25 protein-coding genes and 1 tRNA gene are annotated in these 24,329 nt (G+C 35.0%); 11 read left to right on the top strand and 15 right to left on the bottom strand.

Going from position 1 to position 24,329, the window contains the following annotated elements; translation table 11 throughout:
* On the top strand, nt 1-249 hold the full coding sequence (locus HGJ18_RS09500; protein ID WP_253696139.1) for an FmdB family zinc ribbon protein: 249 nt from the start codon (nt 1-3) through the stop codon (nt 247-249).
* 6 nt (nt 250-255) lie between these two features.
* Nucleotides 256-615: a zinc ribbon domain-containing protein gene (locus HGJ18_RS09495; RefSeq protein WP_253696138.1), complete on the top strand. Its 360-nt coding sequence runs from the start codon at nt 256-258 to the stop codon at nt 613-615.
* Between the two features lie 3 nt (nt 616-618).
* Here HGJ18_RS09495 and HGJ18_RS09490 read toward each other — a convergent pair whose 3' ends face one another.
* From HGJ18_RS09490 to HGJ18_RS09470, 5 genes are all read right to left on the bottom strand, one after another.
* Entirely contained in the window at nt 619-1,872 is a 1,254-nt protein-coding gene (locus HGJ18_RS09490; RefSeq protein WP_253696137.1) for an HD domain-containing phosphohydrolase, read from the bottom strand.
* A 66-nt stretch (nt 1,873-1,938) separates the two neighbouring features.
* A complete protein-coding gene (locus HGJ18_RS09485) occupies nt 1,939-3,228 on the bottom strand; it encodes a cobyrinic acid a,c-diamide synthase CobB (protein WP_253696136.1) in 1,290 nt (429 codons plus the stop codon).
* A gap of 3 nt (nt 3,229-3,231) precedes the next feature.
* On the bottom strand, nt 3,232-3,900 hold the full coding sequence (locus tag HGJ18_RS09480) for a precorrin-2 C(20)-methyltransferase (RefSeq protein WP_253696135.1): 669 nt from the start codon (nt 3,898-3,900) through the stop codon (nt 3,232-3,234).
* Between the two features lies 1 nt (nt 3,901).
* Nucleotides 3,902-4,657, bottom strand: coding sequence for a sirohydrochlorin cobaltochelatase (locus tag HGJ18_RS09475; protein WP_366793604.1), 756 nt, complete (start codon nt 4,655-4,657; stop codon nt 3,902-3,904).
* Between the two features lie 145 nt (nt 4,658-4,802).
* Entirely contained in the window at nt 4,803-6,047 is a 1,245-nt protein-coding gene (locus tag HGJ18_RS09470; protein WP_253696133.1) for an MFS transporter, read from the bottom strand.
* A gap of 132 nt (nt 6,048-6,179) precedes the next feature.
* Here HGJ18_RS09470 and HGJ18_RS09465 point away from each other — a divergent pair, with 132 nt between their 5' ends.
* From HGJ18_RS09465 to lplA, 8 genes are all read left to right on the top strand, one after another.
* A complete protein-coding gene (locus HGJ18_RS09465) occupies nt 6,180-6,545 on the top strand; it encodes a GntR family transcriptional regulator (RefSeq protein WP_253696132.1) in 366 nt (121 codons plus the stop codon).
* Between the two features lie 19 nt (nt 6,546-6,564).
* Nucleotides 6,565-7,434, top strand: coding sequence for an ABC transporter ATP-binding protein (locus HGJ18_RS09460; RefSeq protein WP_253696131.1), 870 nt, complete (start codon nt 6,565-6,567; stop codon nt 7,432-7,434).
* A 1-nt stretch (nt 7,435) separates the two neighbouring features.
* Nucleotides 7,436-8,131 (top strand): hypothetical protein, encoded by a 696-nt coding sequence (locus tag HGJ18_RS09455; RefSeq protein ID WP_253696130.1) that lies wholly within the window; start codon nt 7,436-7,438, stop codon nt 8,129-8,131.
* A gap of 171 nt (nt 8,132-8,302) precedes the next feature.
* Nucleotides 8,303-8,503: a hypothetical protein gene (locus HGJ18_RS09450; RefSeq protein ID WP_253696129.1), complete on the top strand. Its 201-nt coding sequence runs from the start codon at nt 8,303-8,305 to the stop codon at nt 8,501-8,503.
* Nucleotides 8,504-8,558: 55 nt separating this feature from the next.
* Nucleotides 8,559-9,296, top strand: coding sequence for a DUF6895 family protein (locus HGJ18_RS09445; RefSeq protein ID WP_253696128.1), 738 nt, complete (start codon nt 8,559-8,561; stop codon nt 9,294-9,296).
* Nucleotides 9,297-9,302: 6 nt separating this feature from the next.
* On the top strand, nt 9,303-10,016 hold the full coding sequence (locus HGJ18_RS09440; protein WP_253696127.1) for a hypothetical protein: 714 nt from the start codon (nt 9,303-9,305) through the stop codon (nt 10,014-10,016).
* Nucleotides 10,017-10,078: 62 nt separating this feature from the next.
* Entirely contained in the window at nt 10,079-11,779 is a 1,701-nt protein-coding gene (locus tag HGJ18_RS09435; protein WP_253696126.1) for an ABC transporter ATP-binding protein, read from the top strand.
* A 68-nt stretch (nt 11,780-11,847) separates the two neighbouring features.
* Nucleotides 11,848-12,843 carry a lipoate--protein ligase gene (lplA, locus tag HGJ18_RS09430; protein ID WP_253696125.1) on the top strand — a complete coding sequence of 332 codons (996 nt, stop codon included), beginning with the start codon at nt 11,848-11,850 and terminating at the stop codon, nt 12,841-12,843.
* A gap of 57 nt (nt 12,844-12,900) precedes the next feature.
* Here lplA and HGJ18_RS09425 read toward each other — a convergent pair whose 3' ends face one another.
* The 8 genes from HGJ18_RS09425 to HGJ18_RS09390 form a co-directional block, all read right to left on the bottom strand.
* The gene (locus tag HGJ18_RS09425) at nt 12,901-15,588 is read right to left on the bottom strand and encodes an ABC transporter permease (protein WP_253696124.1); all 2,688 of its coding nucleotides are present in this window, start codon (nt 15,586-15,588) and stop codon (nt 12,901-12,903) included.
* Nucleotides 15,585-16,238 carry an ABC transporter ATP-binding protein gene (locus HGJ18_RS09420; protein ID WP_253696123.1) on the bottom strand — a complete coding sequence of 218 codons (654 nt, stop codon included), beginning with the start codon at nt 16,236-16,238 and terminating at the stop codon, nt 15,585-15,587. The genes HGJ18_RS09425 and HGJ18_RS09420 overlap by 4 nt, the downstream gene beginning before the upstream one ends.
* Before the next feature lie 149 nt (nt 16,239-16,387).
* A complete protein-coding gene (locus HGJ18_RS09415; protein WP_253696122.1) occupies nt 16,388-17,617 on the bottom strand; it encodes a sensor histidine kinase in 1,230 nt (409 codons plus the stop codon).
* A complete protein-coding gene (locus HGJ18_RS09410) occupies nt 17,614-18,282 on the bottom strand; it encodes a response regulator transcription factor (protein ID WP_253696121.1) in 669 nt (222 codons plus the stop codon). Before HGJ18_RS09410 ends, HGJ18_RS09415 begins: the two co-directional genes overlap by 4 nt.
* Before the next feature lie 76 nt (nt 18,283-18,358).
* The gene (locus HGJ18_RS09405; protein WP_253696120.1) at nt 18,359-18,961 is read right to left on the bottom strand and encodes an ATP-binding cassette domain-containing protein; all 603 of its coding nucleotides are present in this window, start codon (nt 18,959-18,961) and stop codon (nt 18,359-18,361) included.
* Nucleotides 18,945-19,337 carry a DUF1667 domain-containing protein gene (locus HGJ18_RS09400; protein WP_253696119.1) on the bottom strand — a complete coding sequence of 131 codons (393 nt, stop codon included), beginning with the start codon at nt 19,335-19,337 and terminating at the stop codon, nt 18,945-18,947. Before HGJ18_RS09400 ends, HGJ18_RS09405 begins: the two co-directional genes overlap by 17 nt.
* On the bottom strand, nt 19,330-20,658 hold the full coding sequence (locus HGJ18_RS09395; protein WP_253696118.1) for an NAD(P)/FAD-dependent oxidoreductase: 1,329 nt from the start codon (nt 20,656-20,658) through the stop codon (nt 19,330-19,332). Before HGJ18_RS09395 ends, HGJ18_RS09400 begins: the two co-directional genes overlap by 8 nt.
* The gene (locus tag HGJ18_RS09390; RefSeq protein ID WP_253696117.1) at nt 20,655-22,124 is read right to left on the bottom strand and encodes an NAD(P)/FAD-dependent oxidoreductase; all 1,470 of its coding nucleotides are present in this window, start codon (nt 22,122-22,124) and stop codon (nt 20,655-20,657) included. The genes HGJ18_RS09395 and HGJ18_RS09390 overlap by 4 nt, the downstream gene beginning before the upstream one ends.
* A 113-nt stretch (nt 22,125-22,237) precedes the next feature.
* Here HGJ18_RS09390 and HGJ18_RS09385 point away from each other — a divergent pair.
* Nucleotides 22,238-22,310: transfer RNA gene (locus HGJ18_RS09385), tRNA-Lys, on the top strand.
* A 51-nt stretch (nt 22,311-22,361) separates the two neighbouring features.
* Here the strand turns inward: HGJ18_RS09385 and HGJ18_RS09380 are convergent.
* Both HGJ18_RS09380 and HGJ18_RS09375 read right to left on the bottom strand, forming a co-directional pair.
* A complete protein-coding gene (locus HGJ18_RS09380; RefSeq protein ID WP_253696116.1) occupies nt 22,362-23,354 on the bottom strand; it encodes a Fic family protein in 993 nt (330 codons plus the stop codon).
* Between the two features lie 44 nt (nt 23,355-23,398).
* Complete coding sequence (locus HGJ18_RS09375; protein ID WP_253696115.1) at nt 23,399-24,316, bottom strand: M28 family peptidase; 918 nt, start codon at nt 24,314-24,316, stop codon at nt 23,399-23,401.
* Nucleotides 24,317-24,329: the final 13 nt, after the last annotated feature.

Genomic DNA, 24,329 nt, shown 5'->3' with positions numbered 1-24,329 from the left:
ATGCCAACGTATGAGTATGTCTGCGATTCTTGCGGTCATGATTTTGAGGTTTTTCAGAGAATGAGCGATGAACCCGTATCCATTTGCCCTGAGTGCGGTAAGCCTGTAAGAAGAGTTATTTCCGGCGGCTTGGGAATTAATTTTAGAGGATCGGGTTTTTATGTAAACGATTCTTCTTCCGCTCCAAAGGCTGCATCAGGCGGCTGTTCAGGTTGTTCTTCATCTTCATGCTCAACATGTAAGCACTAGGATTTTATGGACAAGGTACAAAAAGGGCATTCGCCTAAGTTTTTTTGTGAAAACTGCGGGCAAGAGGTAAAGCGGAACACAAAGGTATGTCCCCATTGCGGGCGTTTTTTTGCTTCGGTAAGATGCCCTTCTTGTAATTATATGGGGCATACGGATGAATTTATAAACGGATGCCCCTCTTGCGGCTTTGCCGTAAGCTCCGACTCTAATAAGAACACAAAAAAATATCATAGGAATAAACTAAAAGAATACCGTGCAAAATATAAATCCAATAGGTACGACGACCCGCTTCCTTGGTGGGTTTACAGCCTTGTCATAGGCTCTTTGGGTTTATTGATTATCTATATATTTTATTTTAAGACGTAAAAACTACTCATCTGCAAGATGGGCTTTAATTGCTTGGATTCTGTCAAGCACTTCAAAAAAGGCTTTTGCTATTTCCGGATCGAATTTCTTTCCGCTCATTTTTTTTAATTCTTCCAGAATGTCTTCTTCGGTCCATGAGTCTTTATAGGAACGCTTTGAAGAAAGGGCATCGTAGACGTCGGCCATTGAGACAATTCTTGCGCCGAGAGGTATTTCTTCTCCTCTAAGTCCTTGTGCAAACCCTGTTTTTTTATCCGTTTTTAGCGGAGCTCCCGTTTCTACATCAATATGTCCCGGGTAGCCTGTCCCGTCCCAGTTTTCGTGATGACGCAGAGCTATTTCCATTGAGAGTTTATCAAGAGGGGAATCATTCCCGCTGAACAAACGGGCTCCCAGCCATGTATGGGTTTTCATAACCGAGAATTCTTCGTCGGTTAACTTTCCGGCCTTTTTTAAAATCAGATCCGAAATTGCAACTTTTCCAATGTCATGAAGCATAGAGGCAATTTTTAGCGAGTCACGATATTTTGTTTGCTCGGACATAGGAATGCCGTTATTAAACGCCCACCTATCATAAATTTCAACGGAATAATTTGCAACCCTGTTTACATGCATTCCCGTTTCTCTCGGATCGCGTAGTTCAGCCGTTTTGATCATACGCATAACCATCGCCCTTGTTACAAAAGCATGTTCAAGAGCTATTCCCGCATTTGAAGCAAAATGACTGAGATAAATTTCATCATCATGGGAAAAGGTTTTCGGTTTGCCGTATTTATCAAGAGCATTTAAGACTTGAAGAACCCCTAATAGCATTCCCGACATAGAAAGAATAGGAATGGTTAAATTGGAAACGGTCTTATAGCCTGTTTTTTCATCCGTAGCTTTGCCGAACTTAAAAGGCTTATCGGCCTCAATATTGTAAACATCGGGAATATTTATAAGTTTTTTTGTATTTGCAGCATATCCGGCTATTGTATAATTGTCTATAGGAAAATCAAAAAATATATAAGGAAGCTTTGTTCCCGCCGGAAGTTTTTTTTGCAGGGTGTTATTCTGTGCATATCTTATGGCAAGCCTATCCCCTTCAGCTATATATATTGAACCGGCGTCGGCATTTACAACACTCCGGGCTTCGGTAAGTATTTGCTCTAAAAGAACATCAACGTCTTGAACACTGTGTATCAAAGATTCCGTTTCAAGTATTTTGATTAGGATCTGTTCCTTTGACAGCTCTTTATATTTATTTTCTTCTGTCATACCCTATATTATATTGTATTATAAAGAAAAAGTCTATATTTTTTCTAGAAAAATAAAATTTACTGTTTAAATTTGTATTAAGTTATAAAGATTTTCAATATTATATATAAAATGGATATTTTGAAAAAGGCCTAAGCAGTTTTTATATACATAAGCATCTTTAAAATTTAGATTTGAGCAGGGTTTTTTAACTGTGAAAATAGGAGAAACTTCAGTTGACGCTTTTGATTTATGGTATTCGGCTGCATTTAAGATTGTCCCTTTTTTTCCTAAGATACAGTCCTGCATAAATTCAAGCTGCTTATATCCGAAATTTTGCAGGGTACTTGTGCTCTCAACGGAACCTTGAAAAATCCCGCACATTTTAAAACCGTCAAGGTTTTCAAAAAGGTATGAAAGCCCTTCACCTTCAGCTAAAATTTTTCCGCCGGCTTCGGCGAATTTTTTTATTGCTGTTTTTATTTTAATATTTTGAGAAAGAGCATCCTTGTATTTATTTATTTGGCCGCTTCCGAAATATAGAAAGTCGCAGTCAGGCAGCTCCGTATCTTTAAGGGGAGAAAAATAATTTACCTCTGTGCTGTTTTCAAGTAAAAAGATATTTTCGGAATAATATAAATTAAAGGCCTCATCCATTGCGATTGCAGTGCGTGTATTCGTTTTTTTTATTTCTATCTTGGTGCCTGTTTTAAGAGGTTGAAATAAATTTAAAAATTTTTGAATGTCTATATTTTCTTTTACGATTTTATATAGAACATCTAAAAATTTTTCATTCTTTAGCCTTTCGTCGATGTCGAGGCCGAGGCCTGATTCTTCAATTTCGAATTCGGAAACTTTAGGAAAAAAGCCTAATACTTGTAACTCAAGATTATCCTCAATCATCTTTTTATAAAGAGGAAAAAGTTTAGGGTTGAGTTTATTAAGTATAATTCCTCTTATTCTGTTTTTTGAAAATTCGATCATTCCTTTAAGTTTTGGAATAAGCGTAAACATCTCGCCCTGAGGTGCGTAAACCAAAACAATATCGCTCCCGATTTTTTCTGCCGTATCAAATGAAGAATTTTCCGAGGTAGTTCCCATTCCGTCGAAGCAGCCCATCACTCCCTCAATAAGGGCGTATTCTGAGTTTGAAATATTGAGAGAAAACTCCATTCCTTTTTGACCCATCATAAAAGGATCGAGGTTTCCGGCTCTTTTGCCTGAAATGATTTCCAGTATTTTGCGGTCAACCTGATCGGGGCCCGTTTTAAAAGCGGAAATATCAAAGCCTGCTTTTTTTAAAGAATAAAGGAGAGCTGCTGTAATTACAGTTTTCCCCGAATTGCTGTTCGGGGCGGAAATCATTATGCCTTTCATCTTCTAATTTCCTTTTTGTTTTCGGGCGATGATTAAGGATATATAATCTTCGTCTTCTAAAATTTTTTCTTTTTTATTTTTGGGAAGAATTGATTCATGTTCCATCGTTGCTCTTTTTATATAAACATAGTCAAAACCGTTTTTTTCAAATTCTTTTAGTATAAGATTTTTTTGTTTAGATGTTTTTAAAAGAGCTATAGATGAAGATGAATTTAAACTTTTTTCATTTAAATGATCTGTGATTGTAAGCACTTCACCTTTTTCGGCAAGAGGAATTTGTGCTCTTCCTGCAGCAGCCACTGCAGAAGGAATTCCTGAAATAATTTGCAAATTGATTTCCGGTATTTTAAAATAGGGCATCATATAAATAAATGTGCTGTATATCATAGGATCGCCTATAGTTAAAATAAGGGTATTCGAATTTTCTTTTGTTTTTTTAAGTATTTTTTCGGCTTGAATTTTATAATCTTCTTCAGATACAAAGCCCATAGGGAAATCAAGAAACAATACTTCTTTGTTCTTTATAAAATCTTTTACCGTATCTAAGGCCATATTTTTTCCCTTATTGTTGGGAGCAAAAATAAGGTCTGCATTTTGAAGAGCTTTTACTGCCTGTAATGTAAGATACTCCTGAGAGCCCGGGCCTGTTCCTACTGCAACAATATTTTTCATTTTAACCTCTATAGCAATTGATTGTATTTTCTAAAGATTTATAAAGTATTTCGCGGATCATAGGATATTCGCCCAAGCCTTTTAGATTGGCATTAACCTCGTAACCCTTATTTTTTAAAATGGTGTACCAGCTGTCTTCTTCATCTCCTGCCATATCGTTGTGGGCATGGTCGCCTGCAACCATCATGAACGGATAAAGCTCAATTTTTTTTATTTTGCGTTCGGCAAGAATAGGTAAGATATCCTTTAGCTCTACGGAGCCTTCAACTGTTCCTATCAAGACATTTTCAAGGCCTTGCGAATTGAGTTTGTTTTGCATGATCTCATAAAATTTATCTGCCTCATGTGAAGAACCGTGTCCCATAAAAACTATTGCCGTATCATCTTCGGGCTTTTTTAATTCGAGAGCTTTTATAATTTCATCCAAGTCTGCATTTTCATGTAAGAGGGGTTGACCCAAAATCGTATTTTCAAATTGCAGCTTTTCATATTCTTCTCCCGGAATTATGTGGGTCGGTTGTATGTAAATTTCGGAGAAGCCTTTTTCTTGTAGTTCTTGGATAATCTCCTTGGGAGATGCAACATTGATGGAGTCTCTTTTTTTAAGAATGGCTCTAACCATGTTTGAAGTATAGGCTTTAAAAATTTCATAATCTTTAAACCTGCCGATTGCTTCTTTTTCGATAGTATCAATAGTTTTTTTTCTTGTTTCGGCATAGCTTGTACCAAAACTTGCAATAACGATGGCCTTTTTCATTTTGTTTCCTTTAAGTGTTTTCAATCAACTATCCAACAAGTATAATGAGAATGGACTCAAAAATCAAGACCGATGAAAATTTTAACTCTTTAACCGGTTTCGATTTTTAATATAAGTTTTTACGATTGAGGGAGTGTTCGAATGTTTATTTATTGTCTACATAATCGGGCAGCCTTTTTTCGATACTTGTTACGGTTTTGTTTAAACGCATGAGAATACAGCTTATGATCAGCAAGATTCCAGATGTAATAAAGATGAGGCCTATACCTCTGCCCTTTTCATTCATAAGAGGTTCAAAAACATAATCGGCAAGAGGGCCTGCACATAGATATGCAATCGGTGTAATTGCCGCTAAAATGGCAGTCATAAGGGCTCCGACTCGTCCTAAAACATTTCTTTCTATCTTAATTTGAAAAATAGACATGAGGAGGGTGTTTACGTATGGAACGGGAAACATAAAGATAAAAAAGCCGGCCGTAATGATAATCCAATTAAGCATTGCTCCTGAAATTATAGGCCCTATGCTGCACAAGGCTAGTATTAAAAGAATTCGTTTTATTTTATTTTTAGTATCGGGAATGAGGCTTGAACAAAGTCCTCCTAAAAGCATAGCAAGGCCTATGCCGGCTTGTACATTACCGTAAACTTGAGAGTTATAGACACTCATCATAAGCGGGCCTAACAAAATCATTGAAAGGCTTGCAATAAAATTTAAAAAAGCAAAAAAAACTATCAGCTGCATTAAGCCTTCTTTTTGTATAAGATATTTCCATGCGTATTTCAGATCTTTAAGAGCTGCTAAAACTAAAGAGTCCTTTGTTTTTTCAATTAATGGCTGAGGAATTTTTATAAAAGCAATGGAAGCTAAAGCAAAAAAGAATGAAACAAAGTCGATGATAAATAATCCTTTTAATTCTATCAGCGGATATAAAAAACCGGCTATAACCGGAGCTAATAAATTTTGTATTGCAGATGAAAATTGTAAAAGTCCGTTAGCTCGTGTAAGCTTATCGGTAGGTACAAGCATGGGGATAGATGCACCGAAGGCCGGATTTTGAAATGTACCCAATGTTCCTGAAATAAATACCAACGGGTAGACCATCCAGAGTTCAAGTTTGTTAAAGATGAGAAGAGTGACTATTAAAATTTTTAAAAAGGCATCGATACTGTCGGTAAGAAGAATAATAGCCTTACGTTTTTTTCTATCAGCAATTGAGCCTGCAAAAGGGGCAAACAGTAAAGCCGGTAAGACCGTGCATGCTGCACTCATTGCAAAAGATGCTGCGTTTCCCGTTTTTTGAAAAATCCATATTCCGAGTCCGAAAGCGGAAAGAGCCGAACCTAACATCGAAATAAATTGTCCGAACCAAATAACCATAAATGTTTTCATTGTGTTTCTCCTTAGACTAATTTATTCTATGTTTTTTATATAAATTGTCAAGAAGTTTTAATTTCCCTCTTGACAAAGATTGTTATTCTGTATATATTTAATATATACAGAATAACAGGAGGCGGAGTAAGAGTGAATATTTTTTTGAATAATTCTTCAGGGATTCCTCTTTATGAGCAGCTTTCAGGACAGATAAAAAATCAAATTTTATCAGGCTCTTTAAAAAAAGAGGAGCCGATGCCTTCGATGAGGGCTTTGGCAGCCTCTTTGCGTGTGAGCGTCATCACTACAAAGCGGTCTTATGAAGACTTGGCCCGTGAGGGTTTTTTATATTCGGTTCCTGCAAAGGGCTATTTTGTTGCCGATGTAAATTTTAAAAAGATTGAAAAATCAATAAAAAAAAGTATTGAAGAAAAATTAAAAGAAGTTTGCGTTCAAGCAAAAAAAATTAATCTAAATGCTGAGGAACTATATGAAATCCTTAAGCGTATTTATTAGAGTTATAGGAGGAGTGCTTATGATATCTGATGATGTTCTAAAAATCGAAAAACTTAAATTTTCGATAGGACGAGGTAAAAAAGCTTTTTCGTTAAACGATATTTCTTTTTCGGTTCCGAGGGGTTGCGTTACGGGTTTGATAGGAGAAAACGGTGCAGGGAAAACTACTCTTATCCGCTTACTTCTTGATATGTACTTGCCTGAAAGCGGAAAAATCTTTCTCTTTGGTGAAGAGCTTAAAAGAGAGAATATAGAAATAAAAGAAAAGATAGGCTTTGTTATAAACGATAATTTCTTTTCTTCATTATATACGGCTAAAAAGGCAGGAAAATTTTTAGCGGGAATTTATAAAAATTGGAATCAGAAGCTTTATGAAAAATATCTAAACGATTTTAAAATTCCTCCTTCAAGATTTTTGACTGCCTTGTCTTCGGGAACTATGCAAAAACTTCAAATTGCTATAGCCCTCTCCCACGGGGCAGAGCTTTTGATTTTAGATGAGCCTCTTAATTTTTTAGATCCTGTTTCCAAAAAAGAATTTTTAGATCTTTTAAGAAACTTTATGCTAGATGAAAATCATTCGATTTTAATTTCGAGCCATCAAACAAATGAACTTGAAAAAATTTGCGATGAGATTGTTTTTATAAGCGAGGGTAAAAAAGTTTTTGATTCTTCTTTAGAAAATATAAATAAAAATTACGGGCTTTTAAAAATAGATGAAAAAACTTTTAAGTCATTGTATAGTAATGATTATATCGGTTATAGAAAAACCGATTATGCTTATGAAGTTTTGGTTTCGGATAAGGAAAATCAAAAATTTACCGGAATGGTTTGCGAAGATGCAAATCTTGAAGATATTATGTATTTTTATACGAGGAGAAAAATTTAAAATGAAAAAAATAAGGGCTATAATATTTAATTCTATGCATAGTGTAAATTTTGTGTTGGGCGGAATTTTTTGTTTAATAGGTTTTATCGAAATGATTATCGGTATGCTGATTCCAATACCATTGGCAATGAAGATATTGTTTTTTCAAGGTTTAATATTTTTTTGTTATGGCCTTATTACAAATCAGTTTAGTCTATATGATCAAACTTTGGTTTTTATCTTAACGCCGGTAAGGGGAAAAGAATTTTTTAAAGCTAAACTTATTTATTCGATTTTTACTTCCTTTTTTGCGCTTATGTTTTTAGGTCTTATTTTATTTTTAATAAATATTTTTATTCCGATATGGGATCTTAAATTTATGATTTTTATAGGGCCCATTTTATTTCCGTTTATAATTGCTTTTAGTATGATCTTATCTGCTTTGTCCATTAAAGGCGGCCTTCTTAGATTTATTATTATTATGACTGTAGGATACGGCTTATTTCCTGCAGTATCTATGATTATGATTTCAGATTTGCCTAATTTGGAATTGATAAAATCTTTTTTTGAAAGAGTATCGTATCCCTTGTTTATTCTTGCAGTTTATATTATTTCTTTAGTTATTATTTTAATTTCTTATTTTATAGGTAAAAGGAATTTTAACAAATTCAGGTTTAAAAGTTTTATGATTATGAATCAACGGAACAGGCAGGGATAGGGAGAAATAGGGAAATTTGAAACTTTATAAAAACTGATTTTGTTCATTATTATTATAAATTTTAATATTTTATTAAAAAAATATAATATTTTTGTAAAAAGGACTTGATTTTTTTTTTTTTTTGGAGTTATACTCTTTTCCAAAGATGAATTTTAAAGATAAGGATAGGAAATGCTTAAATTTTTTAAAAAGGTATTTAGACCCTATGCGAAAAAAAGATTTTCAACTGATGATCTATTGACCGAAGCAATTTTTTCCGGTGGTATTTTTATTGCTAATAAAGATAATCATTATATCCTTGTACAGTGGGCTGATGACCTTGTTGAAAATATAGATAATTCCGTTTTGAACACTGTCATTCCTTTGGTGTAAAATTATGTATCAGAATTTAAGTAAAAAATCGTTAAGTTGGATAAAATCTAATTTAATGACTTTTCTAAAATTGGCAAAAATCTCATATAAATTAGGTTTTGTGTATAAAGTCTCAGCCGAATTGCTTTTTACTTTTATTTTTAAAAATCATAATGATGAATTAGACAGCGAAATATCTTTTAAATTAAAAAACATCCAAAAAAAGAAATCGATTTTTAACAGCATTTCACAAAAAGATTTCGGCAAGATCATTTTAATGATTTTTTTTAATAAAGAGCAAAATTTTACAAAAACGGCATTGGATAGTGTAAATTTATTATCGTATAGAGAACAGCTGGAATTTTCTATGTATCTATCTTTATTAAATAATTCCTCTTCAATTAAATTGCCGGATGACAAGATACTGGAAAATACTCTTATACATCAAAAACTTTCAGTCTGCAATTTTGAAATAATGGATATATATGAACTCACGCATGAAATTATGTATCTCACTATGTTGGGAAGGAGTAAACATCAAATTTTATCGGATAATTTAGAATACCTGCGAGCTGTTATTCACAGTCTTTTAGATAGAATGATAACGGAAAAAAATATAGATTTAATTGCAGAATTAATATTGGTAAGTCAATTATTGAATATTGAGCTTGACGGAAAAATAAAAGACAACTCTTATGTATTGTTGGATGCTTTTTTGGAACAAAATATAAATAAGTGCGGTATAAGTATAATACTGAATAAGCAATTTAATAAGATATATCATCAAATGCTTGTTATTTCTTTATTGAGGTAAAACATTATGGACTTACATTTATACGAAAAGTATTCAAAAAAGTATCACAAAAAAGCAAGATTAGGTATAACATTAAAAACATATTTGCTATCTATTAAAACTTTTTCAATTTATACTAAGCTTATGGGTAAAGATGCTTTTTTTTGCCCTGAAGTAAATAGTTTTTTTTCAAAAAAACAGGTTAGTGATTGGCTAATATTTAAAGACATCCCTCGCTCATATATCTTTAATTATATAACTGCCGACCGTCTATTAAGCGATACACAGTTTAAAGAATCTTTTTTAGATACTCCTATTCCTGAGTATATAGATAAAAAAGAATTTCTAACTTTTACCGAAGATCCCTCCGCCCGATTATTAAAGGACCTTATTCAAAATAAACATCTTGAAAATTTAGATTATTATAAAAATTTGGTAAAAATAATAAACGGCAAAAAAACTCCTTTTTCTTTGTCTGACATTTATTTTTTGTTGTGTTTTTCTGCCGCGTTTTCAAAAGAAGAATTATCGTCTTTAATATCAGACATAGAATTTTCATATCATTATAATAATTTAAAAGAAAATGCGGAATATGAGCTTCTTCTTTTAATGTTTCTTATAGGAAATTCTGATATTAAAGATAAAGAAAAAGATTTAAAACTCATTTTAAGAAGATTCGATAAACTATCTTTTGACAGTAAATTTATACTTATAGCTTTATTGCATATATACCGCTATTGAATATTTATACTGAAATTGATAAGATGGCTTTGTATAAAAGTTTGTTGAGGAGAACTTAATTTATGGATAAATCGGCGTTTAAGAAGTTAAAAAAAAGGGTTCCTATAAATATGGGATCTATTGTTTTTGCCTGTATCTTGGTCGGGCTTGGAACGGTTGTAAGTTTTGCAATCCCTTGGTTTGCTAAACTTATTTTAGATGGAAACGAAAGCAAACAATATCTTATAACATTAACCTGTGCGGTTTTGATTTCGGCAGCGGTAAGCGTTATAGGCAGATATATATTTAATAAGAGTGCTATTGTGTGGACTTGTAAACTTCGCTCCGATATTGCAGACCATATTTTCGGTGTTAAAATGAAATTTTTTAACAAAAAAAATTCCAGTGAATTAAGCAGCGAGATATTAAACTTTACCGAAAAAATAAAAGACCTGTTTACTTCAACTACAATGCATCTGATATCGATAGCTATAAGTTCCATAAGTGTTGCAGTTCTTTTTGTTTTAAGCTGGAAACTCACCTTAGTGATGATGGGTTCTTTGCTTGCCCTTGTTATAGTTATTTCGCCTATCAGCTCTATGAACTCTAAGGTGTACAAAAAAAATCAAGAAGCTCTCAATAAACTTATCGGTGCTTTAAGCAGTATTTTTTTAGAAATAAAACTTGTTAAAAGTTATACAGCCGAAAAAACCGAAGCAACGCGGATAGGTAATCTAAATACGGAAGTAAAAAACTTATCGGTTAAATCCGTTAAAATCGAAGCCGGTATAGAACCTGTCATTATGACAATTTTTATACTAAATCTGTTTTTTATCTTTGTATACGGCGGTTCGTTGGTTGCTAAAAATGAAATGACCATAGGTGCTTTGATCGCATTTTGTTTATATCTTTTTCAAATAATTACACCCATGGTTAATATAGGAAACTTTTTTAAGGATATAAAAAGCTTAAATGAAATATCGGATAATATCGTAAAAATATTTGAACTTGAAACCGAAGAAACTGGAACAAGACCGGTGGGCGATGTTTTAAAAACCGAAAGCATTAAATTCGATAATGTTTCATTTAAATATGACGATGATGCGGTAATTTTAAAGGACTTGTCTTTAGAGATAGAGCCTAAAAAAACTATAGCCATTGTAGGCCCGAGCGGAAGCGGTAAGTCTACTCTTTTTAGTTTGTTGGAACGCTTTTATAATGAATATGAAGGAAGAATCAGTATTGGAAACACCGATATAAACGAATTTGACTTAAAGGACTGGCGTAAAAAAATAAGCTATGTTCAGCAAATAAGCTCAACGACAGAAGACAGTATTCTTAACAATCTTACTTACGGAAATGACAGCCCTGTTCCGCCCGAACTTATAGAAGCCTCTCTTAAAAAAGCAGGTATATATGATTATGTAAACAGTTTACCCGAAAAGTTAAATACCATTGTGCAAGAAAGGGGAAGCAACTTTTCAAGCGGACAGCTCCAGCGCCTGATGATTGCAAGGGCCTTAATCAAACAGCCGGATATTCTCCTCCTTGATGAAATAACTGCAAGCTTGGACAGTGAAAATGAACTTTTGGTAAAGACTACTTTAGATTCTATAAAGAACGAAAAAACTATTGTAATCATTGCTCATCGTCTTTCAACGGTAACCAGTGCGGATAAGATTGTATTTTTGGACGGAGGTAAGATAACCGGAATCGGTACCCATGAGGAGCTTTTACAAACTCATGCCCTATATGAAAAATATGTAAATAACCAGTTGATATAGGGTGACTCTAAAACTCCTTTTGGAATTTCTATATTGAATAAAAATTTATTTTATTGTATAGTGATTTTATGAAATACTTAGAAACTTATTCAAATGATCCTGAATATAATTTGGCTTTTGAGGAATATTGTTTTAGGCATCTGCCGCTTGAAAACGATGAATACTTTTTTTTATGGCAGAATGGGCCTGCCGTAATTATAGGTAAAAATCAAAATGCTTATCAGGAAGTAAATGATGATTATGTGAGTGAGCATAATCTTAAGGTTGTCCGCCGCATAACCGGAGGCGGGGCTGTATATCATGACCTCGGCAATTTAAATTTTTCTTTTGTTGCAAAAACAAAGGAAAATCAAACGATTGATTTTAAACGCTACTATATTCCGATTATAAATGCCTTGGAAAAAATCGGCGTTAAGGCGGAGCTTTCCGGCAGAAATGATGTTACTATAGACGGGCAAAAATGTATCGGTGCTTCACAGTCTGTTTGGCAGGGCAGGGTTTTGAGTAACGGCTGTATTCTTTTTGATGTCCGCTTGGAAGAACTTTCAAAAGCTCTTAATGTGCGTAAGGAAAAGCTTGAATCAAAGGGCGTAAAAAGCGTTCGGGCCAGGGTTACAAATATAAAGCCCCACTTAAAGCGGGATATTTCGATTTCGGATTTTAAGGCCGAATTATTAAAAGCTATCTTTGAACTTGAAGGTCAAGAACCTGTAGAATACAAACTTTCCGCTTCGGAGCTTGAGGGTGTAAAAAAAATATATGCCGAAAGGTTTTCCCTTAAAGAATGGAACTATGGAGCTTCTCCCAAGGCCGAATACTCCCACTATGAAAGGTTCCCCATAGGAAGCATTGAAGTATTTTTTAATGTTAAAAATGCAAAGATTTCCGGCTTAAAAATTCATGGAGACTTTTTCGGTACAAAGGATGTTGCCGAAATTGAAAAATTCTTGGAAGGCTGCGAATACGAAAAAAATGCCGTAAGCAAAAAACTCGCGGAAACCGATTTAAAAGCCTATTTCGGTGCAATCGAAAAAGACGAATTTATAGAAATGTTTTTTAGGTAAATATGAGAGCAAGGAGCTTATAAATTATTCTAAACTCCTTGCCCGATCACCTTATTCTTAAAACTTATCTATCTCGCTTATTATTTCTCCTCCTGTAACTTCTTTTTTACCGAAATGATATGAAATGATAATCGAGGCGCTTAAGCACAGACTGTAAAATAAGAAAAAGCCCCAATTAAACGAAAGTAAAAAGTTTAAAACAAAAACTTCATCAAATCTGATAATAAAAATTGCGGCAATACCTAAAAAGAATGGAAGAGCTTTTAGGAGCGGTTTGATTAAAAAGCCGGCTGCTTCCTTATAAAAAAGGTTTGTGATTATATTTGAATCGGCCCCGACGGATCTTAAAATTGCAAACTCATTTTTTCGTGTTCTTAAATTAAGCATAATTGCAGAATAGCTGTTTATGCAGCCTGCGAGCAGCACCAAAAATAAAAATGAGAAAAAAACGGCCTTAAAAAAATTATTGCTGCTTTCAGCTGAAAGTTTTTCGATAAAGATGTCTGACTGCCAATACATATTTTCTCCCCGCAGGGCGGGCTTCATTATCTGCTCAATGGTTTTCCGTAAAGGGACTATACTTTCTTTTTCCGTTGTTAAAAAGAGAGAATATAAAAGACCGTCTCGAAAGAATTCTGCGTTTTCCTTATCAAAGGCAATTTGAGCTTTGCGGAGTTTTTCACCTTTTTCAATCGGTAAGATTAAAAGAATGGAATAGAGCGGAACCTTTGTTTCTATTAAATCGGTATCGCTTATTGTTTTTCCGATAAGAATCGGAACTTGAGTTTTAGAACTATCTTTTTTTTGAGATTCCGTAGAAGGCTCTAATTTTTTTTGTAAGGAACAATTTATTTCTTTTATGTTTGGATCGAGAAGGGGGATAAACTGTGAATTTCTATATGGAATGCGCCAATCCTTTTGTACGCGGTTTACAAGAATTGCCTTATAAAAATCTTCCGCATAATAAGAAGCTTCATCTTCGCCTATAGAAGTTAAAAGTTTTTTAAAGGTTTCATTGTCAAGCCCATATATCTTTGCATTAAGTTTTTTACTTTTACCTTCCTTCCAAAAATATCTTCCCTGATGTTTTTGTTCAAACCAAGACTCTTCTTTAAACTGAGCGGAAATATTTTCATCGGAACAAATGAACCAAGAATCTAAAGACACATAATAGTAAGAAGATAAACACTCTTCTCTGTTTTGAATGGGAGAAAAAATATTTTTAGCGGAGCAGTCGAATTGTTCATCTTCATTTACCAAACAATAGCTCAGTTTTATTTCATTCTTTGACTCATAATATTTATGATCTTCTCGAATAAAATTTACGGTAATTAAAGTCAATAAGCTGAAGAGTAAAATATATGAGATAAAAATTGCATTGCTCGTGCCTCTAAATGTTCTAAAATTATTTTTGCGGTTTTCTTTTTCCCAAGCTCCATCGGTAAAAATTTTTCGTTTATATTTTTTTGATTTTTCTATATTTCCTTTTAATGAGTCTATGATGTTTATTTTTGAAAGCCTGACAGCCGGTATAAGCGAAGCTATGAGTACCGTAAGAAAAGAAAATATTATAACAAAAATAATCGGTAAAATACCGAATTCGTATTGAGGCATCGAAAAAATATCGGTGTTTTCTGCCATAGCCGAATTTGCAATTTTATTAATTTGCTTAAACAAAAAAATATTAAAACCTATACCTGAAAGAATACCGGTCAAAATAGGAGGAATGCTTAACAATGCAGCTTCAAATAAGATACTATGAAAAATATGTCCTTTTCCTGCGCCTATGCTTTTTAACATGGCTATCTGTTTAATTCTCTTTGCTGCCCAAACTTCAAAGATATTGTAGATAAGATAAACAAAGATGAGGGTTAAAATAATGAGTCCGATTAAAAATTTTAAAATTAAACTTTCCATTTCGGAACGCCTCTTGCGTAAGGGATCTTTTATTCCGTACATATCCAAAAGCGAAGTATTTATAAAAATTTTATAGCTTCCGTCTTTGTTTCGCTCAAATCCTAAGTTTTCAGTAATTTCAAATAATTTTTTATAAGCATTTAATTTGGAAGTTAAAAAAATATTTACGGCAATGGTTTCATCTTTTGTTAATGACGATGGATCAAAAAGATAAAATCCCATAGATGCTCTTTGGTTTATACCGGGAAAACTTAAAAAAGAACCGCATATTTTAAGAGAGATTTCTTTTTTTTCGATAAACTCTTCTCCGCTTATGGGAGAGTCAAAGGCTAAAAGTTCATTGTCCTTGTACATTCTTTTACCCAAGCTCAGTTTTATTGTATCCCCGACTTTAAGATTCGGATTTTGATTTAAAAAAAAGCTGTTTACAATTATTTCGTTAGGGTTTTGAGGAAGCCTTCCTTCCGTTATAAATTCATTACCCGAAAAATCATCCCAATATCTTTTATCTCCGCTCCTGATAAAAATATAGTTATTTGACTTGTCTTCTTTTAATTTACCGCAATAATCTGCTCCTTCAAGACTTATGGATTTTACATTTTGGTTTTGCTCTACTATACCGACCTTGCTCATAGGAATCTCATAGGTTTGAGCATCCCAAGGGTTTGTTTTTTTTATTGCCTTAAAAGAATCCATTAGAACACTGTACACAAAAAAGATATAAGCGTTTATTAAAACTACGGCTGCAGTGATAGAAAGAAATAAAGCAATACCGCTTTTTCTGTTTACTTTTACATAATTTGAAGTATATTCTCTGATAATGCTCATAAAATTTCTCCGTCTTCGATTTTAATAATTCTATCGGCTTCTAAGGCAATTCTTTCGTCATGGGTTATCATAATAATTGTCTGCTTATAGTTTTTATTCGATAATTTTAATAGGCCGATAATTTCATCGCTGTTTTTTCTGTCCAAGTTTCCCGTCGGTTCGTCTGCTAAAAGAATTGAAGGACGGTAAATTAAGCTGCGTGCAATAGCAACTCTTTGCTGCTGTCCTCCTGAAAGCTCACTTGGAAAAGAATTTAGCTTTTCTTTTAATCCTAATACCGAAACTATTTCATCAAAATAATTTTGATCCGGATTTTTTTTATCAAGTAAGATGGGCAATAGAATATTCTTTTTTACAGATAAATTGGGAATCAAATTAAAGAATTGGTAAACAAGGCCTATCTTTCTTCTCCTAAAAAGAGCTAAGTCCTTTTCTTTTAAGTTTGAAATATCTTCTCCGTCTATGTAAACCGTACCGGATGTGGGACTATCCACTCCTCCCAAGATATGTAAAAGAGTTGATTTCCCCGAACCGCTTGAGCCCATTACCGCAACAAATTCTCCCCGTTCGATTGAAATACTTACGCCGTTTAAGGCCCTCACCTGATCGTTATAAATCTTAGTCAAATTTTCCGTTTTTAATATCTGCATAAGCCCTCCTGATTATTAATATGCCATATAATCCGTGTTTTTTTAAACTGCCTTATAATAATTTATAATTGTGATAAATTTGTGACAAGAAAAGAAAAACTTAAAATAATTAAAAAAAACTATCGGGAGCTCTTTTTGCAAGATACCCCTTATTCTTTATAAAATTTAACAATAAAAACCGTACCTGATTTTGTGTTTTCGGCTCGGATTTCGGTATTGTGTTTTTTTAAGATAGTTCGGCTCATCGCAAGGCCTATGCCGAAGCCATTGCCTTCATTTGTTTGGCCCTTATAAAAGCGGCGGAAGATATTTTTTAAGTCGGAAGCCGGTATTTCGGGTCCGTCATTTTCAAAAGAAACTTGGGTATAAACTGTATTTTCTTTTGCAGAGATGGAAATATTTTTTACTTTGGGATAAAGGTCAGAAAAGTTTTTTATTATATTTAAAAAAGCTTCGGAGAGCCAGTAAAAGTCTCCCTTTATTTTAATTCCGTTTAAACTTAGTTGAGGTAAAAGGCCTTTTATTCTTAACTTATCTTCGATGCTTTCCATAGAATTGATTAAACATTCTTCAAGTAAAAAGACTTCTTTTTTCATTTCAATACTTCCCGAATCAAGGCGGGCAAGTTTTAAGAGCGCTTCAGTTAAATGTTCCAAACGGGTAATTTGTTTTTTTATTTTTTGAAAATGTGCAGTCTTAAAAATATTCTTATCGGCTTTATTATCTTCTAAAAGCTCGAGCATTAAATTTATTGAAGTAATAGGTATTTTAAGTTGATGAGCTATGTTTTCAAGGTTTTCTTTATATTCTTCTTTATCGTTTAAGGCAATCAAACGGGTTTCAGTCAAAAGAATAAGGCTCTTATATATTGAATCCTCCAATAGAGAAAACTCATCTTCTTTTTCCTTATAGAATTTATAATCTCCTTTTTTAATTTTTTCTGCTGTAGAAAGAATAGAAGATATTCTTTTTTTTAATTTTTTACTTTGGTATCGGTTGTAAACTAAAAATAAGGCAATCGTTATTATTGAGGATAGACCACAAAGTAAAAAAAGGTCATAAACTTTATTTTTAAAAATGATAAAACTTTTGATGTATCCGTGTTTTCTTAAAATTTCTTTTCCTTCATCTTCTTTAGTTTTGTTTTTAGTTTTTAAGCTTGAAAGTAAAATTTTTTCAATGGGTTTATCTTGATTATCGGGTGTGTTGTTTTCACTATTTATACTATCATCTATTGAGCTGCTTGCTCCGATTATTTGTGCTAAGTTTAAATAAAAATTCCTTTCGGTTATTTTATAAATAAAAATTACAAAAAAATTTACAAACAGTAAAATTATAAATAAAGAGCAAATGCCGATTTTGGTATAAAATCTTTTCATAATTCAAACCTATAGCCTATTCCATGAATTGTTTTTAATAGAGGTTCGTCCAGTTTTTGCCTGAGTCTCCTTACGGTTGCAGTCAAGGTATTGTCGTTTACAAAATTATCTTTTGAATCCCAAATTAATTCTAAGAGGCGGGGCCGGGTAAGGGTTTGATTTGCATTTTCCATAAATAAGAGCATAAGATTAAATTCCTGCAAGCTTAATTCGATTTCTTTTTCGTTTTTAAAAAGTCTTTTTTGATTTTTATCCAGTTTATACTTACCTAAAACAATTATTTCATTTGAGGAATGTCTTGTTCTGCGTAAAACAGCATTTATCCTTGAATGTAATATTGAAAGTTTAAAAGGTTTTGTAATATAATCTTCAGCTCCAAGATCAAGCCCTTCTACGATATTTTTTTCATCGTTCTTTACCGTTAAAAAAATTACAGGAGTATCCGTCTCAGTCTTTATATATTTAAGAAAATTTCTTCCGTCTCCATCCGGTAAATTGATATCCAAAATTATCAAGTCGAAATCTTTGTTTAATCTTTTTTTTGCTTGGGCAATACTGCCCGCAAGAGTAAGCTCAAAATTTCTTTTGGATAAATACTCTTTTATACCGAAGGCTATATCCTCGCTGTCCTCTACCGATAATATTTTTACAGTTTCTTTTGACATAATAAAACTATAACAGAATAAAAATAGGCAGTCAAGTATAATTGGTATGGATGAGTTTTATAATTTTAGGTAAGGTTTATATCTCAATTATCTTATCGGCGATTTTTTTTGCAAAGGGCGCATCGTGGGTTACGCAGACTGCGGTGCGCTTTTCTTCTTTGACAATCGATAAAAAAAGATCGGCAACCTTGTACTTATTTTTTTCGTCGAGGGAATCAAAGGCCTCATCGAGAAGAAGAAGCGGAGCGGGATAGCTTAGTGCTCTGGCAAGCCCTGCCCGCCTTTGCATTCCTCCTGAAAGCTCGGCGGGTAAAAAGTTTTCAAAGCCGGAAAGGCCTAAAGCTTCTAAATAGAAAAGAGCCTTTTTTTTATTTTCTGTTTTTGAAGAAGGTTTTGAATCCAAAACATATTCTATATTTTCTATGGCAGTTAGATGAGGAATAAGCCTCATATCCTGATAGGCCATTGCATAGCTTCCGCGAGCCGGCCGGTTTTCTATTCTTCCCGATTTTAATTCAAGATTCCCTGAAATAATTTTTAAGAGGGTGCTTTTTCCGGCCCCCGATTCGCCTAAAATACAGGAAATTTTTTGTGCAGGAATTTCAATATTGAGGTTTTGAAAAACCTTATGCTTTGAGTAATAAAAAGTTCCCTCATGTATTTTAATCGGTCTTTCCATTTTTAACCCTTACTGAACGGCTTGCGACTATATCTATTCCTGTGTTCAGCACATTTTCAATTATCACATCGCCCATCTTTTTAGGAGCTTGAGTTTTAACGATGTTTATTTCGTTCATTACATCGAAGATTAAGGCCTTAGGAATTGGGCTTGAAGTTTTTACGGGAAGGGAGGAAAGAACTCCTCCCTCGATTATTACGGTCGAGCTGATGTTTCTTCTAGGGTCCTTAATTTCCTGCATCGCGTAAAGTTCGCCGCCCTTGCATAAATTTCCTGTAACGGTAATTTCTCCCGACTCTTCTTTAAATACCGAAAGTTTACAGCCCCGAGGACAGGACACGCATGTAAATTTTTCTTTTATCAATTCTCTACTCATCTAAAATTACCTCCGCAGTTATGTCTTGGGTTAAGCCCTTTAAGGTAATAAAGTTTAGGGGAATGTTTATCATCTCGGACGGAACCATCTGACTTGTTTTCTTTTGTGCAAGAATTTGTTCCCCCGATTTGATTATCAGGCGGGCATTTTTATAAACCGAGTCAACTCTCATAAAGAGGGATGCTCCGTCGATGTTTCCCGTATTTATTTTATTCGGAACAATGTAGCGGATTCCTTTTTTAGCCGTTGTTTTAATAAAAGCGGAACCGGAGGTGTTTGTGCCGAATTTATTTTCCGCGGCTTCACCCTTTTTATTTTTTTGGGCAAAGAGGGCTGCGTTTTTTCCGGCAGTTCTGCTTTCTTTTGTAACAAAGTCTACGATGTCATGAACATGGAGAACATTTCCGCAGGCAAAGATTCCGCTTGTTTCGGTTTCCATTCCGTTGTCGACAAAGGCTCCGTTCGTTATCGGATTGAGAGCAATGCCTGCCTTTTGGGTAAGCTCGTTTTCGGGGATTAGACCCACGGAAAGGAGCACCGTATCGCAGGAAAGTTCTTTTTCGGTTCCGGGGATTTCCTTAAAGGAAGAATCTATTTGGGCTATTGTAACTCCCGTAACCCTGTCCTTTCCGTGGACGCAGGATATGTTGTGGCTTAAAAAAAGCGGAATACCGTAGTCTTCAAGGCATTGGGCTATGTTCCGGTTTAGGCCGCTTGAGTAGGGCATGATTTCGACAACCGCCTTTACCTTGGCTCCTTCTAATGTCATGCGGCGGGCCATAATTAAACCGATGTCCCCTGAGCCGTAGATTACTACTTCTTTTCCGACAGAAAGACCTTCGATGTTCATAAGGCGTTGGGCCATGCCTGCATTAAAAACGCCGGATGGGCGGTAACCTTTTAGTGCGATAGCTCCTGCCGTGCGCTCTCGGCAGCCCATAGCAAGTACGACAGCCCCTGTTTTTATTTTTTTTAATCCTTGTGCACCGATGATGGTAATTTCTCTTTCCTTTGTTAAGTCTATTACCATTGTATTGAGGAGGATATCTATGTTCTCTTTTTTTACCATGTTTATAAAGCGTTCTGCATATTCGGGACCGGTTAATTCTTCTTTAAATTCGTGAAGGCCGAAGCCTGCATGGATACATTGATTTAAGATTCCGCCGAGTTCAAAATCTCTTTCTATTATGAGAACGGAAGATGCTCCGTTTTTTTTGGCTTCGAGGGCTGCCGCCAAACCTGCAGGGCCTCCGCCTATAACGGCGACCTCGTATTCGTTCTTGCAATTGCTGCAATCTTTTTTATCGTTTATATTTATCATTCCGCACCGCCCTTTAGTTTTCCGTAAACAATCGGAGAATTTCTTCTGTCCTTTTGAATTTTTTCGATAGGAATTTTTAATTCTCTTGAAAGGATTTGGAGCACGTGGGGCTCGCAAAATCCCCCCTGACATCTTCCCGAACCTGGGCGTACCCGCCTTTTTATGCCGTCAACCGTGCGGGCTCCCGCAGGGCGGTGAATGGCCTCGACGATTTCGGCCTCGGTTACGGTTTCGCAGCGGCAGATAACATGGCCGTAGAGCGGATTTTCTTTTATAAGAGAATCCTGTTCTTCTGCACTAAGCTCGGCCAAATGCCCGATTGCTCTTCGATTTTCGTTAAAGTTTTTCTTTTTATTGAAGGGAATTTTTAAGTCATCGGCTTCTTTTTTTATGAGCTCTGCAACATATTCTCCGATGGCGGGAGCCGAGCTCAACCCAGGCGATTCGATTCCGCCTGCGTGTATAATTCCCTTGGAATTTTTTGAAGCATATATCATAAAATCTCCCGTATCGGGCCTTGCTCTGACCCCTGCAAAAATACGGATGGTGTTTTTAAAATTGAGGGAGGGTACGGTTTTTAGAGCCTTTTCTTCTACCTGAGCTAAACCTTGGGCTGAAACGGAGGTGTCTTCGGCATCGTCTATATTTTCGGCGGATGGACCAACCAAAAAATTCCCGTGATAGGAGGGGAGAACTAAGATGCCCTTTCCCATCTTTGAGGGGGCCTGAAAACAGATGTGATTTACAAGATTGGTATAGCTTTTATCGAAGAGGCGGTATTCCCCGCGGCGGGGAAGAATTTTAAAATCTTCATCTCCTGCCATCTTTGCAATCTTATCGGAATAAAGTCCCGCAGCATTTATTACCAGCTTGGTTTTAAAAACATTTTGTTCCGTTTTGCTTGATTTGGTTTTAATTGTATAGGCCTCGTTTTCTTTTTCAATTGCGGTAACCTCGTTTTCGGGAAGAAAGTCAACTCCGTTTATTACGGCATTTTCCATAAAGGCTGCCGTCATATCGAAGGGGCAGATTACCCCTGCTGTTCCGCAGTAGAGGGCTCCCAAGGCTTCTTTTGAAAGATTGGGTTCTTCCTTTAAAAGCCTTTCCCTGTCCCAGATTTTCAAGCCTTCAACTCCGTTTTTTAAACCCCTTTCGTAGAGGGTGGAAAGTTCTTGTTTCTCTTCTTCGTTGAAGGCTATAACCAGAGAGCCTAATTGTTTAAAGCGCAGATCCAATTTTTCTTTTAAGCTGCGCACTAAAAAATTACCTCTTACATTTAGCTTTGCCTTTAAAGAGCCTTCTTCTGCATCATAGCCCCCGTGGATAATTCCGCTATTAGCCTTGCTTGTGCCGCAGCCGAATTCCAATTCTTTTTCGAGGACGGCGATTTTTAATTCGTACTTGGAAAGTTCCCGTGCAATGCAGGCTCCTACGACTCCTGCTCCGATTATTATTATGTCGTACATATCCTTTGATAATATCACTATTTTGAGGCTTAGTCTATATGAAAAAAATGATTTTTCTTCGATATAGCATTGACTTTTTTTTTAGATTTTTATATAATCAAGACTCGTTTTACGGGCCATTAGCTCAGTTGGTAGAGCAACAGACTCTTAATCTGTGGGTCGCAGGTTCGAAGCCTGCATGGCTCAAATTTGTTTGATTTACAAAAACCTCTAAAAACATAAGTTTTTAGAGGTTTTTTATTTTTCATCTATGATTTGCCAATAGCCGTTTTTGTCGGCACCGATGCGTTTGATTATATTTTGTTCTTGCAACTTTTTCATATTTTTAATTATATTAAGACGTGCTATTCCTACGATTTCGGCAAGTTCTTCTTGGGTGATGTATGGATTATTTTTTATTGAATCTATAATTTTTTGTTGATTTACAGTAATCTTTTGAATAATCTTTTGAGTAATCTTTAATTCGGTTGTAATTATCTCTTTTATTGTTTTTAAAATAATCGATAACATAAATTCAATAAATTCTGTGCTGTCTGCATTATTGTCACTAATTCCCAAAGCCTTGTAATATAGTTTTTGATTTTCTTTTATTAAAGTTTCGATAGGCAGCCATGCAAAAATCGGTTTCCATTCCGTTAAGATCACGGTTTGCCATAAGCGCCCCATCCTGCCGTTTCCGTCTTCAAACGGATGAATAAACTCAAACTCATAATGGAAAACGCAGCTTTTAATTAGGGGATGAACATCAGTGCTTTTAAGCCAGTCAAATAAGTCATTCATTAAAAAGGGGACTCTATCGGCAGGAGGGGCTACATGTACTACTTCTTTTCCGTCAAAAATACCGACTCCTCCTTTTCTGTATTTACCGCTGTGTTTTACGAGATCATTCATCATAAGCTGATGAGCTTTGAGTAAATCGTTTTGTTTATAAGGGTTCAGGTTTAAAAGTAATTCATAGGCTTGAACGGCATTTTTTACTTCCTGTATTTCATTCGGCGGTCCAAGCACCCTTTTACCTTCGATGATTGCGGTAATTTGTTCGATAGTCAAAGAATTATTTTCAATGGCCAATGAAGAGTGTATTGTTTTAATTCGGTTTTTTTTCCTTAATTGGACTGTCCGCTCGGTATTCTCAAGGACACTTATTTCTCCGATTTTTTCGGATATTTGAGAAATCAAATTTATAGCTTTTGACGTAATTTTAAATGGAGGTTCATAACTCATACCCATATATTATAGAAGATTTTTAAGATATAGTTAAGGGGTTTTAAATTTTAGCGGTAATTCTCTGCCAAGGCTGTAAGATATTTTTCGGTGAGGGTAAAGGCTTCGCTATTAAGAGTTTCAATCTTGTCATCAGCGGTATGCATCAGCTGCCATGTAAATGGAATTATTTTTTCGAAGGGGGAGCCTTGAGGCGGTTTTTGATTTTTTATTACCATGTCTGTGAGCTCGCTTATAGCTGTTTTGTTTTGGCCGGTGAGTTTTTCTTTCGGGAGGCAGTGTAAAAGAGTTTCGGCTTCTTCTCTTGGAAGAACGGTTATGACCTGTGCAAAAAGGCCTGCGGCTATAAAGCCTGCATTGTCACTATAAGCCGTAAGCATTGAAAGCCATTTATTGGGACAAGCTCTTTGAGCTAGAAGACCGGCCCTCTTGTGAAGCTCGTCGAGCCTTTTTGTCTTTGCTTTATCCCGTCCGAAAATTCCGGAACGTGAAAGGATTAGGGTATCGCCCCTTCCGCACATATCGAATACAAAGATATCGTCCCCATCCATTTTAAGCTTTTTTAATCCTGTTCCGAGAGTGTATGCTCCTTGTTCTTTAAGGCCTGCGGCTCCTGCTTCTTCCCCGTCCGTAAAGATGATTTTTATGTTGTGAGGTCTTGTGTAAGAGCATAGTTTTTTTGCAAAGTTCATGAGGATAAAACAAGAGGCTGAATTGTCGTTAGCTCCTTGGGTATCGGGAGTCCTGTCATAGTGGGCTGTAAGGGTTTTCATTTTAAAGTTCTTATCGTAAAATTGGGCAGGGTATTTTACGATGATGTGTTTTTTTTGTGCAAGGTTTACTATGCTGTGCGGAACATTGTGAGCTCTTAACCACTGCGATATAAAATCACAGCGGTTAAGGTCTTTTTTTAAAAAGGCTTTAAACAAATCGGAATTAAGCAGCTTATCTTCATTTTCCTTAATCATATTTGTTAAAGCC

This window comes from Treponema denticola, assembly GCF_024181405.1.
Classification (GTDB): Bacteria; Spirochaetota; Spirochaetia; order Treponematales; family Treponemataceae; genus Treponema_B; species Treponema_B denticola_D.
The sequence above is the reverse complement of the archived record's forward strand: the minus strand, read 5'-3'. Positions and strand labels throughout refer to the sequence as shown.

Excerpts from the sequence above, each read along its gene's own strand:
- HGJ18_RS09500 (WP_253696139.1), top strand. The coding sequence starts at position 1 with ATGCCAACGTATGAGTATGTCTGCGATTCTTGCGGTCATGATTTTGAG.
- HGJ18_RS09495 (WP_253696138.1), top strand. The coding sequence starts at position 256 with ATGGACAAGGTACAAAAAGGGCATTCGCCTAAGTTTTTTTGTGAAAAC.
- HGJ18_RS09490 (WP_253696137.1), bottom strand. The coding sequence starts at position 1,872 with ATGACAGAAGAAAATAAATATAAAGAGCTGTCAAAGGAACAGATCCTA.
- HGJ18_RS09485 (WP_253696136.1), bottom strand. The coding sequence starts at position 3,228 with ATGAAAGGCATAATGATTTCCGCCCCGAACAGCAATTCGGGGAAAACT.
- HGJ18_RS09480 (WP_253696135.1), bottom strand. The coding sequence starts at position 3,900 with ATGAAAAATATTGTTGCAGTAGGAACAGGCCCGGGCTCTCAGGAGTAT.
- HGJ18_RS09475 (WP_366793604.1), bottom strand. The coding sequence starts at position 4,657 with ATGAAAAAGGCCATCGTTATTGCAAGTTTTGGTACAAGCTATGCCGAA.
- HGJ18_RS09470 (WP_253696133.1), bottom strand. The coding sequence starts at position 6,047 with ATGAAAACATTTATGGTTATTTGGTTCGGACAATTTATTTCGATGTTA.
- HGJ18_RS09460 (WP_253696131.1), top strand. The coding sequence starts at position 6,565 with ATGATATCTGATGATGTTCTAAAAATCGAAAAACTTAAATTTTCGATA.
- HGJ18_RS09455 (WP_253696130.1), top strand. The coding sequence starts at position 7,436 with ATGAAAAAAATAAGGGCTATAATATTTAATTCTATGCATAGTGTAAAT.
- HGJ18_RS09450 (WP_253696129.1), top strand. The coding sequence starts at position 8,303 with ATGCTTAAATTTTTTAAAAAGGTATTTAGACCCTATGCGAAAAAAAGA.
- HGJ18_RS09445 (WP_253696128.1), top strand. The coding sequence starts at position 8,559 with ATGACTTTTCTAAAATTGGCAAAAATCTCATATAAATTAGGTTTTGTG.
- HGJ18_RS09440 (WP_253696127.1), top strand. The coding sequence starts at position 9,303 with ATGGACTTACATTTATACGAAAAGTATTCAAAAAAGTATCACAAAAAA.
- HGJ18_RS09435 (WP_253696126.1), top strand. The coding sequence starts at position 10,079 with ATGGATAAATCGGCGTTTAAGAAGTTAAAAAAAAGGGTTCCTATAAAT.
- lplA (WP_253696125.1), top strand. The coding sequence starts at position 11,848 with ATGAAATACTTAGAAACTTATTCAAATGATCCTGAATATAATTTGGCT.
- HGJ18_RS09425 (WP_253696124.1), bottom strand. The coding sequence starts at position 15,588 with ATGAGCATTATCAGAGAATATACTTCAAATTATGTAAAAGTAAACAGA.
- HGJ18_RS09420 (WP_253696123.1), bottom strand. The coding sequence starts at position 16,238 with ATGCAGATATTAAAAACGGAAAATTTGACTAAGATTTATAACGATCAG.
- HGJ18_RS09415 (WP_253696122.1), bottom strand. The coding sequence starts at position 17,617 with ATGAAAAGATTTTATACCAAAATCGGCATTTGCTCTTTATTTATAATT.
- HGJ18_RS09410 (WP_253696121.1), bottom strand. The coding sequence starts at position 18,282 with ATGTCAAAAGAAACTGTAAAAATATTATCGGTAGAGGACAGCGAGGAT.
- HGJ18_RS09405 (WP_253696120.1), bottom strand. The coding sequence starts at position 18,961 with ATGGAAAGACCGATTAAAATACATGAGGGAACTTTTTATTACTCAAAG.
- HGJ18_RS09400 (WP_253696119.1), bottom strand. The coding sequence starts at position 19,337 with ATGAGTAGAGAATTGATAAAAGAAAAATTTACATGCGTGTCCTGTCCT.
- HGJ18_RS09395 (WP_253696118.1), bottom strand. The coding sequence starts at position 20,658 with ATGATAAATATAAACGATAAAAAAGATTGCAGCAATTGCAAGAACGAA.
- HGJ18_RS09390 (WP_253696117.1), bottom strand. The coding sequence starts at position 22,124 with ATGTACGACATAATAATAATCGGAGCAGGAGTCGTAGGAGCCTGCATT.
- HGJ18_RS09380 (WP_253696116.1), bottom strand. The coding sequence starts at position 23,354 with ATGGGTATGAGTTATGAACCTCCATTTAAAATTACGTCAAAAGCTATA.
- HGJ18_RS09375 (WP_253696115.1), bottom strand. The coding sequence starts at position 24,316 with ATGATTAAGGAAAATGAAGATAAGCTGCTTAATTCCGATTTGTTTAAA.